General features: G+C 42.5%; 12 protein-coding genes. 5 read left to right on the forward strand and 7 right to left on the reverse strand.

What is annotated here, in order from left to right; all coding sequences use genetic code 11:
• Positions 1-54: 54 nt before the first annotated feature.
• Positions 55-1,293, forward strand: a complete 1,239-nt coding sequence (locus tag BA70_RS07150; RefSeq protein WP_034320075.1) for an MFS transporter — start codon at positions 55-57, stop codon at positions 1,291-1,293.
• A 33-nt stretch (positions 1,294-1,326) separates the two neighbouring features.
• On the opposite strand, the gene BA70_RS07155 is transcribed toward BA70_RS07150, so the two are convergent.
• Genes BA70_RS07155 through rfbF form a run of 5 tightly spaced genes read right to left on the reverse strand, consistent with a single transcriptional unit; the run spans position 1,327 to position 6,108 of the window.
• On the reverse strand, positions 1,327-2,256 hold the full coding sequence (locus BA70_RS07155; protein WP_034320078.1) for a putative nucleotide-diphospho-sugar transferase: 930 nt from the start codon (positions 2,254-2,256) through the stop codon (positions 1,327-1,329).
• Positions 2,257-3,447 (reverse strand): glycosyltransferase family 2 protein, encoded by a 1,191-nt coding sequence (locus BA70_RS07160; RefSeq protein ID WP_034320081.1) that lies wholly within the window; start codon positions 3,445-3,447, stop codon positions 2,257-2,259.
• Positions 3,444-4,355 carry a putative nucleotide-diphospho-sugar transferase gene (locus tag BA70_RS07165; protein WP_034320083.1) on the reverse strand — a complete coding sequence of 304 codons (912 nt, stop codon included), beginning with the start codon at positions 4,353-4,355 and terminating at the stop codon, positions 3,444-3,446. Before BA70_RS07165 ends, BA70_RS07160 begins: the two co-directional genes overlap by 4 nt.
• A 12-nt stretch (positions 4,356-4,367) precedes the next feature.
• The gene (locus tag BA70_RS07170) at positions 4,368-5,339 is read right to left on the reverse strand and encodes a GDP-mannose 4,6-dehydratase (RefSeq protein WP_034320085.1); all 972 of its coding nucleotides are present in this window, start codon (positions 5,337-5,339) and stop codon (positions 4,368-4,370) included.
• Between the two features lie 4 nt (positions 5,340-5,343).
• Positions 5,344-6,108 (reverse strand): glucose-1-phosphate cytidylyltransferase, encoded by a 765-nt coding sequence (rfbF, locus tag BA70_RS07175; RefSeq protein ID WP_034320090.1) that lies wholly within the window; start codon positions 6,106-6,108, stop codon positions 5,344-5,346.
• Between the two features lie 353 nt (positions 6,109-6,461).
• On the opposite strand from rfbF, the gene BA70_RS19425 reads away from it, so the two are divergent.
• Entirely contained in the window at positions 6,462-6,611 is a 150-nt protein-coding gene (locus BA70_RS19425) for a DUF1540 domain-containing protein (protein ID WP_078061668.1), read from the forward strand.
• 199 nt (positions 6,612-6,810) lie between these two features.
• A complete protein-coding gene (locus tag BA70_RS07185) occupies positions 6,811-7,890 on the forward strand; it encodes a DUF3900 domain-containing protein (RefSeq protein ID WP_034320094.1) in 1,080 nt (359 codons plus the stop codon).
• Positions 7,891-8,002: 112 nt separating this feature from the next.
• Here BA70_RS07185 and BA70_RS07190 read toward each other — a convergent pair whose 3' ends face one another.
• Entirely contained in the window at positions 8,003-9,205 is a 1,203-nt protein-coding gene (locus BA70_RS07190; RefSeq protein ID WP_034320095.1) for an MFS transporter, read from the reverse strand.
• A gap of 104 nt (positions 9,206-9,309) precedes the next feature.
• Between BA70_RS07190 and BA70_RS07195 the strand changes: the two genes are divergently transcribed.
• Positions 9,310-10,218 (forward strand): LysR family transcriptional regulator, encoded by a 909-nt coding sequence (locus BA70_RS07195; RefSeq protein ID WP_034320098.1) that lies wholly within the window; start codon positions 9,310-9,312, stop codon positions 10,216-10,218.
• A 32-nt stretch (positions 10,219-10,250) separates the two neighbouring features.
• Here the strand turns inward: BA70_RS07195 and BA70_RS07200 are convergent, their stop codons facing one another.
• The gene (locus tag BA70_RS07200; protein WP_034320100.1) at positions 10,251-10,730 is read right to left on the reverse strand and encodes an aminoacyl-tRNA deacylase; all 480 of its coding nucleotides are present in this window, start codon (positions 10,728-10,730) and stop codon (positions 10,251-10,253) included.
• A gap of 146 nt (positions 10,731-10,876) precedes the next feature.
• Between BA70_RS07200 and BA70_RS07205 the strand changes: the two genes are divergently transcribed.
• Positions 10,877-12,079, forward strand: a complete 1,203-nt coding sequence (locus tag BA70_RS07205) for an MFS transporter (protein WP_034320103.1) — start codon at positions 10,877-10,879, stop codon at positions 12,077-12,079.
• Positions 12,080-12,092 lie beyond the last annotated feature (13 nt).

Raw genomic sequence — 12,092 nt, forward strand, 5'->3', positions numbered from 1 at the left:
AAAATGAGAGGAATGCAAAAAAAGAAAACAGTTGGATGAAAGGAGGAAGTCTCATTGGCTATTGCTGCTCGTGCAAAGGATAAACCACAAAAAGCTGTCACCGGCTCAACGGTTTATCCCATTTTACTGATCATTGGTATTTGCCATATGCTCAACGACACTTTGCAAGCCGTTATTCCTGCCATGTTCCCTATTTTAGAACGCTCAATGGGGCTGACCTTTACACAATTAGGGCTGATTGCCTTTACATTAAATATGGTCTCCTCCGTGATGCAGCCTGCTATTGGGTGGTACACAGATAAACGGCCGATGCCCTATGCACTTCCTATTGCTTTATTCTCAAGTGCTGTCGGTATATTCGGGCTTGCTTTTGCTCCATCCTTTGCGACCATTCTGCTTTGCGTCGCCTTTATCGGACTCGGCTCTGCGATCTTCCATCCAGAGGGCTCCCGTGTTGCCAACATGGCAGCTGGTCCAAGACGTGGACTTGCCCAGTCCATCTATCAAGTAGGCGGGAATACAGGTCAAGCCTTTGCACCACTTATCGCTGCATTAATGCTCGTCCCGCTCGGTCAACCAGGAGTGGCTTGGTTTACGATTGTTGGAATGATTGCTGTCGGTTTTCTTCTCTATATTTCAAGATGGTACGCTGCGAAGCTTCAAGCCTTTAGAGCGCAAGCCAAGAAAGCAAATCAGAAAGCTCCAAGGTCTGATATTCACCGTAAGTCAGCACTCGCGGCACTTGGCATTATCGTCTTTCTTATTTTTGCCCGCTCTTGGTATGGGAATGCCATTTCGAATTTCTATGCGTTCTATGCCATTGAACAATATGGTGTGACGATTAAAGAATCACAGACTTATATCTTCTTATTTCTTATTGTAGGTGCAGTCGGGACATTTTTAGGCGGACCGCTTGCAGATCGATTTGGTAAGAAAAACGTGATTTTGACTTCTTTATTGGCATCTTTTCCACTTGCACTTCTATTACCATTTGCCGGACCTGTTTTTGCATACGTTCTACTTGGACTCATTGGACTCATATTGATGTCAAGCTTCTCTGTCACAGTGGTATACGCCCAAGAACTATTTCCCGGGAAAATTGGCACAATGTCTGGATTAACTGTTGGGCTTGCGTTTGGAATGGGTGCGATCGGATCGGTTGCCCTCGGCTCATTCATTGATGCCTTCGGTTTAACTCCTACCATGATCGGTGCAGCCTTTTTACCGATTTTAGGCATCTTAGCCGTTTTACTTCCTAGTGATCATACCATCTCCAAATGGAATGAATCATAAAATTGAAAACCGCTCATTAACTGAGCGGTTTTTTCATATCTCATAAAAATGAGTGTCAGGAACATGCTTCTTCGCAATAAACCCTTGCTGAAATTCTGGAAATACCTCTTTCACCTGTTTAATTTTTTGATGAACCAAGTCGGCATATGGAATATACAGATGATCCACCAGCTTTTGTTCTGTCATATAGTAATACCAATTGAGATTAAAGGTATTCTCATCAATGATCGTAAAGGCAGAAAAATGATAGAACAGCAGGGAATTTTCGTCGAGGTAAATATCCCCTTCCACAACTGAAAGCTTGTAGTTTTCAATATTCCAAATCGCCGCATTGGCCCCTTTAGATGTCACCACATGGACACCGTCAAAATCATCGATCCATCTTTCAACATACCGCTGGTCTCCGTACGTCTTTTTTTTTGTATCCATTTCTACTGTACAGTGCGCAATACAGTTTTCTTTCCATTGCGTGACCGCCTGTTTGGCAACGTCTGTGTTACGACAGCCTACAAAACCAGTATTAAAGCGGCCAGACAATTCATAAAAGTGATAAAACCGCTTGGAATTCATATGATCTGTCAAAAATAAATGAGCGAGTGGATTCTCTGCAAAAATGGCTTCTGGATCATGATAAAAATACAAATCGGTATCCAAATGAGCGAGATAATCTGCATCTGATGACTCAAGGATTTTGAGTAGAAAGGCAGGCTTTAGCGTCCAACAATACTCATGGAACGTACGATCATCTTTTGCCTTTCGCAGCGAATCATCTTCAATGTCTTGAAGCTGTTCATATTGGACATGCGGATGAGGGAACTCACTTAACACCTTGTAAGCCAAAGGGTCCGCACATAAAACAGACAGCTTGAATGAATGGGCGGTTTGTTCAAGCGAATGAATCAGCGCCAGCAGCTTAAATACATGGGTATTCGACACGATGGTTGTAAAATGATAGGACGCCATCTACAACACATCCACTTGAAACAAATCCACGCGTAACAGCTCTTGCGTCAGCCCTTGAATTGCTTCGACAAGAACCGTGCAGCCATATTCCTGCCTTGCAAGCTGCGCAGTCTCTGACAGCTTTTTCAACGGAAAGTGCTTTGCTGTCAGCACATCTTTTTGATCACGTTTGATGCCTACATTCCGCTCTGTGACCAAATGAAGTAGCTCTAAAAAATAAGATAACAGACCATCAAATGACGGATGCTCACGCAGCTGCCGAATTTCTTTCACGATGTCATTTGTCACGGTGTGAGAAAACGGGCCAGAGAATGCCAAATGGACATCAATGGAATCAATATTGTTGTACTTCTCGCACATATACAAAATGTTATATTTGATGTCATCAAATGACGTTAAATTACTTGGATGCTCCTGATGCACACTCATGATATCCTCTCTCAGCTCAAATGACAGGCCAAGCTGATGCAGACGGATCCCTAAATCATAATCCTCAAACCCGTACCGAACGATATTTTCATCAAACATCCCCAGTGCCATGACATGCTTGCGTTTGACAGAGGAGTTATTTGTAATAAAAAATCTCCACGGCAACTCATAAGAACCTAAATCATAATGATACGTGTGCAAGATGTCTTTGAGGATATCAATAAACTCAGACTGCAAATCGAAGCTTTTCTCTAGAAATGCACCATTTTCGACTTCCTCCATTGATAAAAGAGGCGTTTTGTTCTTCATTTCCCGCTTATACAGACCTTGCTTTTTCAAACTCATCAAATGATCTTTATCAAATGCTGTGTAAAAATAACGATAGATCCGCTTCCAGCACACACCGCAAATGACGAGATCCTCTTGATCTGCATGTGCCTCTGCATGCTTTTGAATAAACCTCGGCTCTGCCAGCATATCACTGTCATGGAAAATCAGCAGATCTCCCTCTGCCTCACGAATGGCATGATTACGCCCCTTAGCAATCCCTTGATTGACAGGAACACGCACCTTTTTAAATGGGAAGTTCACCTCCATTTTTTCTAGCATTTCCATCGTGCCATCAGTCGACCCATTATCGGCGACAATGACCTCAAATGGAATATCCGTTTCCTGAAGCGTTAAGGAAAAAAGGCTCCCTTCTAAACGCTCTTTCGCATTATAGCTCGGAATAATGACGCTTACCTTTGGCTTTTCATTCATGCGTCATCCTCCTCCAGTTTGGCATAGCCGTTAAACATTGGATTGACTTGCTCCACAGATTCAATCACATGACGAAGTACTTTTCGATAGGCTTCTTGGAAAAATGGCAAGTCACTTCTCCCTTTTTCATGGATTTGCTGCATATGATCCTTACTCACGATGCGAAAGCCGCTGAAATGATAGCAAATGAGCGGGCTCCCATCCTCAAGCAGAATACGTCCATTCTCTTCCCGATAGGAATGCTGCCCATAGTTCCAATGACCAATATTGACGCCCTTTGTTTTAATATCTTCTACTTTTTCAAACAGCATCGGCATATGATCCAAATACCCTTGATCGCCAAATTTGCCTTCTCCCGGCGCATTTTTGCATTCTTTTAGACATTCTTCTTTCCACCAGCTGAGACACTTCCGTCCGGCTTCGTCTCCTTTAAAGTGTAGGAAGCCCGAGTTATAGCGCCCTAAAAGCTTCTGAAGCATTTTCACTTCCTCAGGATCGAAGCTTGGAATGACAATATCTCCTCTCGAGAGTAAAACAGAAGCATCCGGCTGGTTTTGAAAAATGATTTGCGGGCTCTCATAAAAGAACAAATCCGCATCAAGATATGTCACTTCCTCCGCCTTCTCCTGTTCAAATAACCTCTCAATCCACATCGGCTTTAATGTCCAGCAATATTCCGACGCATCCCGTTCCTCTTTTTTCTCTAGCAGCTCCGGCGTTTCAAGCTCTCGTACATGGACAAGATCGACATGTGGGAATTTCATTTGACGAAGCAAATCAAATGCAGCATCATCCATACATAACGTCTTGATGACAGCATCATCTTCTACTTGCTTCAACGATAAGAAAAACGCAATGGCTTGATAAAGTCTTCCACTTGATAGAACCGTACAATATATGCTGTTCATCTATTTACACCTCTATTTTTGAAAGAATTCGCGGTACCATTCAATGGTCTTTTCTAAACCTTCATCAATGGAGTAATCAGGCTTCCAATCGAGCAGCTTTCTCGCTTTTTCTGCCGATAAATATTGATGCTTAATCTCATGCGTTCCTTGGTTCAGAATACGAGGCTTCAGATCACTTCCCATTGCCTTTAAAATCTTATCCACGAGCTCAAGGACCGTCAGCTGAATTTCATTACTAAAGTTAAAGGCTTCTCCAGCCAGCCCTTTTTCCTCCATTTTTTCAGCTAACAGCAAATAGGCCTTGACCGCATCTTCAATGTAAAAGTAATCACGAATAAAAGTGCCGTCACTTCTAATTTCCGGCGCCTCGCCCTCTAAAACTAGCTGGATGGTTTGCGGAATAATTCGATTAAAATTCAAATCTCCGCCTCCGTATAAATTGCCGCACCGCGTAATACAAACCGGAAGACCATACGTGTTGAAATACGTGTGAGAAATTAAATCTGCGCAGCTTTTTGATACATCATACGGGTGCTTCCCGTTAAGCGGCATGTCTTCATCATATGGAAGCTGCTCCTGATCACCGTATGCTTTGTCACTTGAAGCCACAATGACTCGTTTGATCAGCGGCTGTCTTCTGCACGCCTCCAGCACATTCCATGTGCCTAAAATGTTGGCTTCAAATGTAGAAACAGGATGTCTGTTTGCGACCCCAACAATGGCTTGGGCTGCCAAATGGAAGACGGTATCAATTTCGTATTCTCCTAACGCACGTTCAATCGTTTGCATGTCCTCAAGTGCGCCTTGCACCACGTTCATCTTTTCAAATTGACTGCCTTGATATAAATTCGATCTTGGCACTTGATCACGTACAAGCCCTGTCACGCTTGCGCCTTGATCAATCAATTCCTTGACGAGATAGCTTCCTAAAAGCCCTGTACATCCAGTCACAAATACGTTCTTGCCCTTCCAAAATCCGCTCATGCCGTCACCAAACCTTCCATGGTTGTTTTCCTTCTGTCCACATGCCGTTGATTTCTTTCAAGTTTTTATACGTATCAATTGCTGTCCAAAATCCGTGGTGCTCATAAACCGCAAGCTCTCCATCATTCGCCAGATTTTGAAGAGGCTCCGCTTCGAACACACATTGGTCATCGTCTGTCAAATAATCAAAAACCTTTGGAGACAACACAAAAAATCCTCCATTGATCATCCCGATACTATCCGTCTTCTCAGAGAAGGATTGTGCCATCCCGTTATACACCTTCAACGTCCCATACTGTGACATCTTTTCAATTCCCGTGACAGTGGCTGCTGCCCCAAGCTCCTGATGACGTTTGAGCAAATGAAACATATTGATATTGGCAAGCCCATCACCATACGTCATCATAAATGTCTCATCACCAATGTAGTCCTGCGCCTGCTTTAAACGTCCGCCAGTCATCGTATTCTCGCCCGTATCTAAAAAGGTGATTTTCCAGTTTTCTGCTTTCCCTAAAAGCTTCATTTCTCCTGTGGACATATCCAGCTGCATGCTGTGGTGGTGCCAGTCATAGTTGAGAAAATACTCTTTGATCTTCTCACCTTTATATCCAAGCAATAAGATAAACTCGTCTACACCGTAATACTGATAGATTTTCATAATATGCCATAGAATAGGCCGATCTCCGATCATAGCAAGTGGTTTAGGAAGCGCTTGTGTGACCTCACTCATTCTCGTTCCCTTTCCTCCGCAGAGAATGACTGCTTTCATCTTCTCCCCTCATCTCTCTATGAAGATTTTGATTGAAAACCCTATCTTTATGCGGAAAATCAGTACATGTATCCTCATACTTTGTCCGAATTCAGGTTTTGAATCTACTCTATTCATATGTCGAAATGAGAGAGGGTGCCACCTAGCATTTAACTATTTTTACAAATAAAAAAGAGCGAGATTTGTATTCTCGCTCTTTCAAAGTTTAAATTGTATATTTTCAGGGTAGATGGTATGATAAACATGTGCATACACAGCACAAACAGCCTCTTTCTATAAAGAGACTACGAGATTGAATGAATTCAAGTGGCAGCTTGATTCATTCTCAATATGAATCACGGAGGTGAATTCCCATGGCACAAAATGTACTTTGTGAAGTGAACTCTTGCCGTTTTTGGGCTGAAAACAGCTGTACAGCTTCTACAATTAAAATTGGTAAAAGCACAATCGCTGACGTGACTCGCAATGCAGAAACTGATTGCGAAACATTTGAAACAAAATAATACTTTTTTTCTGAGATGAAGGAACTGGCAGGTTCCTTCTTTTCTTTTATCATTCTATCAAGAATGATAATTATTATCAAGTGTTTTTCAATAAACATTTCTCGGGAAATAATGACACGATCATTCTCCATTCGTTGACGATTTTCACTCCTTTTTCTATACTCAACATATCCGAAGAAGAAAAAGTGGTGACCAATCAATGGATTTTACGATACGTTTTCTATCATTCTTTGTCGTTGAAGTCGAAGGCAAAGATGAACAAGCAAATAAACGATTTAAACATTATCAAACATTAGACCAAGAGGAATTTGAACAAAGTGAGCTGAAGGATTTTCTAGACGGTGAACTGAAAAAAATCGTCAAACGAAAAGTGGACAGACACCCTAAATCCGAACAAGTGCCGACCAAAATTGGCCGTTTCATTGTAGAACCGGGTCATGAGCTTGATTCAAATCCAAACTACAATTTATTTCATAAGACGAGATTTGCTGATTCAAAAGAAGTGTTTAATGAGTGCAGTGAACAGTTTGTTCGCACATATTTAGATACAAGTGCTGTCAGAGGCGGCGTTTTTTTAGTTGCGTCTGCGGTTCCTAAAAAGTATTTCAATGACTCCTTTGTCTTTATCATGAAATGCGATTTTGAACAGAAAGTCGCTTCTATCGCCGATACATCTACCTTGATTCGAAAAGTCGAAATGGCCATTACAACAAAAAACATGAAATCGATTCAATATCCGTTTATGCCAGAAGAGGGCATGACAGAGGAAGCTGAAGTGAAAATTCACCAATCCTCACATGCTCGTTATTTTGAGGACTTTTTGAAGTTCGTCGAATACGGAGAATCAATGCCTGAAATCATGAAATCACAGGTCATGAATATGGTGCAGGAACAAGTATTTGAAACATTACAGGATGAAAGTGAAGAATTAAAACAATTTGAAGAGGACCTTGAAATATGGGAAGCGAGTGAAAAGCGGGAGATCAGGGAACGACTCGATACAGAACAGGTCACGTTAGCGGCTTCACACATCGTTGAACAAACCCCTGATATCACGATGAAAATGCGTCTAGGTGAAACAGAAATCAAAAGTCTTCTAGCCGACTTTGGCCACTCGATCCATATTGCAAAGGTCAACAATCGTTATGTTGTGCTAGTTGAAGCAGACCAAATCGTATTCGAAAAAGGAAGCACGCCTGTTGAATTTCATAAACCAAATGGCTTAAAAGAAGTCGTCAGCCAGCTGACGCAAAAAGCATACGATTCAGACATAGATTAAGAGAATATGACTGCCTCTTGCGTTCAGCTGCATGAGGCAGTTTTTTACTTATATCAGCTGCTGCATATGCTGAAATCAAGAGGTTTACCTAACATCGTAATGCGGAAAATTTTCACACTGCACCAGAAGAGACATGCGACCGATTGCCTCTCGCCCACATGCTTAAAAGCAGTAAGCTGATGATAATCATCAGCCAAAAGACGCTGCTTGATCCAAAAAAATGAATTATCGTATATCCGCACAAAGGTCCTAAAGCAGCACCAATATCTTGAACGAAGGAATAGCTTGCAAGGAAGCGATTCTTATCTGTTTGAGTAGAGGCTTTTTGAAAAGCAAGCGTATCTGTCATCGTCGTTAAGGTCGTTGACAGCAGCTGGATCAGCAGCAACATAACAAGAAACCAGCCACTTACCTTCAGCATGACTGCAAGAATATTGAGACCTCCAAACGAAAGAAACATCCAGCATAGCATTCGTTCTTTCAACACCACCCTGTCAAACCACCTGCCTGTTCTCGGTGCGACAAATGGTTCCCACCCCCATCTGATCGCTTGAATCCCTCCACTTAAAGCAGATGCGCCTATGACGTAACCGAAAAGAGCAAATTCACCATGACCGATCTTTGCTTCAATCACATGACTCAGCGTTGAAGCAAATAAACCTTGTATCACAAGTGCTATAAACATTCCAGTCATCAGTACTTTTGCTACATCTCGTGCAAACCACTTCTGTTTAATACCTTGATACACTTCGTTGCCTTGCCCCTTTTCAATCTCATCCAAAGACACATAAAAAATACACCCTAGCAATGAGAGTAAACCAAAGACGAGCGTCATCGATTGGAAGCCGATGAAGCTTGCGAATAACCCGCCAAATAACATTCCAAATAAACTGCCAAGACGGTAAAGCCCGTTATAAAGACCAGTCAAATGGCCTTGTGAGCCTTCATCCATTTCAGCAATTAACCGCATTCCACTCATACGTAATAAAGTCCATGCCAATCCCCATAAGCAGCGGCAAATGAGCAGCAGCCAAAAGCCGCTAACACCATATAGCATCGTTGTCACTGAGGCCATCAAGATAGCAATCAATACGCCAGTCTTCATTGGCACATATCGGTATAGCCACCAAACAACAGGCGTTAGAGGGATGCGAATGAATCGATTGATCGACAGCAGTAATCCGACTTCCCAAATGGATGATAAACCGATCTCTCTCCAATAGATCGGAAGAACAATATAAAGCATTGAATCTCCAATGAGTGCAAACGCTGTGATGAGCGATATTGAGACGACTTGCTTTTGACGATGGTCCATTTTTCTCTGCCCCCTTCGCTATCTTTACGATAAGGGATACCTTATAATAAATCTAATGAATGTTTTTGATTTAATCATCAAAATAATTGATAGGTGGTGCAACATTGAATTTACATGCCCTCCGGATTTTTGCAAAGGTTGCAGAAACAAAAAGCGTCACACAAACGGCAGATGTGTTAGCTTTGACACAGCCAGCTGTGACAGCTCAACTCAGAAGCATTGAAAGAGAGATCGGTTTTCGCCTTTTTAAACGAAACGGCCGGGGAATTACACTCACGGAAATGGGGAAAATTCTGTATCCTTATGCCCGGCAAGTATTTGAAGCTGAAAAGGAAGTAGAATATCAGATCACGCTATTACAAAACGGAAAAAAAGGGCGACTCCGAATCGCTTCTACCTACGTACCGCTCAATTTTTTGCTGCCTGATTGGCTTGCTGCTTTTAAAACATCATCACCACAGACCGAAATTGAATTAAAAAGCGGAAACTCCGCTCAAGTCATAGAGAGTCTTCTGCAATATCAATCAGATGTGGCCATCGCTGTGATTGAAGATCTGCACCACGAGGAGATTCTCACCTCCCATTTGACTGATTTAAGCTATGATTTTATTGTCCCGGCGGACCATCCATTGAACGGAAAAACCGTCCCGCTTGAGCGCCTGAGCCATGAACCTTTTTTAATGCGCGAAGAAGGCAGTTCCACAAGAGAAAAGCTCTTTTCTCTCTTTACCTCTAAAGGAATTAAAAAACCGACCGTTGATTTACAATTCAGCGGTGTCCATGAAGCGATTCAAATGATCAAAGCAGGCTATGGCATCACTCTTGTTCCTCGTGATGCTGTTCACAGAAGTCTCGATCGGAAAGAAATTGGGCGCGTGTACATTGAAGGAATTGAAATCGTCAGACCTGTCGTTGTCTGCAAACGAGCAAATGATCTTGAAGAAAATAAGACGGTGAATGCCTTCCTGCAAATGAAGGACATTGGTCCGTTTACAACGCCTCCTTCAAATTAAAAAAGTGCCTGCTGAAGTAACAGGCACTTTCTCTATTCAGATGGCTGAACTATGTCAAACGGTAAAGCCTTGGCCGCTTCAACTAATCGTTTTGGAGTCATCAATATTTCATTTCCCCATTCTCCCGCTCCAACTCCTAATACCTCTTCTTCTAATAGCGAAGCTTCAATAATCGTGCGAAAGCCTTCAGGCTGCCAGCAAAATGGCGGAATCGAACCAATTCGATAGCCCGTCACTTCAAGAACCGTGTCCGGTGAAGCCATTTTGATATTGCGGGAGCCGGCCGCTTTCTTTAGTTTTCCTGATTTGATATGCTGGTCAGCGCCAACCATCACAAGCAGCTGCTCCCCTTCCCCTGTTTCAAAGATCAATGTTTTAATCATTTGTCTTTCCCGAAAACCAAGGGCTTCCGCTACATTTGCTGCACCTTTTTCTGTTTCGGCAGAAAATGTTTTGATGTCATATGGGATGCCGAGCTTGTCCAAAAAGTCATGTGCCGGTAATTTTCTCACTAGATTGAACCCCTTTCCTTATGGTGTCTTTCATTAAAGCTTATCACAATCATCTCATCCTTAAGATGTATTTTTCAATGGAAAGCCTCTAGGCACTTCATCCCCATGCTATACTGAACTTGTTTTTGAAAAGGAGTCGGTTTGATATGGGAAATAAGTTTTGGTTTTATACAGGCAGTAAAAGCCTCCTCATGCTAAGTGATATTCTTTTTGTGATGACCATCACGTTTGTCATCTATCAAGATACACAATCTGTTGCGTATGCCGCTGTATTTCCGCTCATTAGAACGCTATGCCAGCTTTTGGCTGGGCTCATTTCCCCTGTTTTGACAGATCGCTTTCAAGCCTATCGTCTATTGAAATGGGTCCCTCTTTTACGTCTTGGAATGTTCATCGTGTTTACAGCACAATTTCATTTCTTTCAGCAGCATATGGTGTGGCTGTTTGGAGCGCTCATTTTGATTTCCATTACAGGCGGATTCATCAGTCCTTTATTACAGGCGATCATGCCGATGCTTGTGCCAGCAAATCAGCTTGTGAAGGCGAATAGTACAGCCTCCATTTTTCATCAAATGGTTCAAATCGCCGGCTATTCGTTTACTGGAATGCTCGTCTTGTTTATTGGTCCATTTTATTTACTGGGAATTACTTGTCTCATGATTGTGTTGTCATATCTATTTTTCATGCCCGTTTTTCCTCTTCTTAAGCAAGAAGATGTAGATCGAAAAGCAAATAAGCTGAACAGTTTCAAAGACGGCTGGACGGTCATTTGGAAAAATAAAACCGTTCGCACCCTGACCTTTATGGATGTTTGTGAAAATATAGCGGGTGCTGTTTGGATCGGAGCCATTACGCTTGCCTTTGTCACGCACGATTTAAAAGAAAGTGAAGATTGGTGGGGATTTATCAATGCTGCTTATTATACTGGTGCCATTATAGGCGGGCTGTTGGCTGCGTGGATGAGTCGTTTCATACAAAGGCAGCTGCTCCTCTTTATGGCAGCAGGGTCATTCATCTATGCGGTCCTGACCATTCTTTTTGCACTGAACAGCCTTCCGTGGCTTGCTCTTGTGCTTTGTATCCTGATGGGACCTGCCTATCAAATTCGAGATGTTTCGCAGCAAACCATTCTTCAAACGGAAACACCAGTCCGTGATTTATCGAAGGTGTATTCCGCTCACTACGTCCTTTCTTCTGTATCTGTCGGTTTATCCATTTTCTTTGTTGGGATGATTGCAGATGCATTCGGAGCAAGGTTTGTGTATTTATTAGGCGGTCTGTTTGTGCTCATCTGTTCAGGCATCGCCATCCTCGCTTTCATGGTGCAGAAAAAAAGAGCGGCTGTTTAATACAGCGGCTCTT

Source organism: Bacillus zhangzhouensis (assembly GCF_000715205.1).
In the GTDB taxonomy this organism is placed as follows: domain Bacteria; phylum Bacillota; class Bacilli; order Bacillales; family Bacillaceae; genus Bacillus; species Bacillus zhangzhouensis.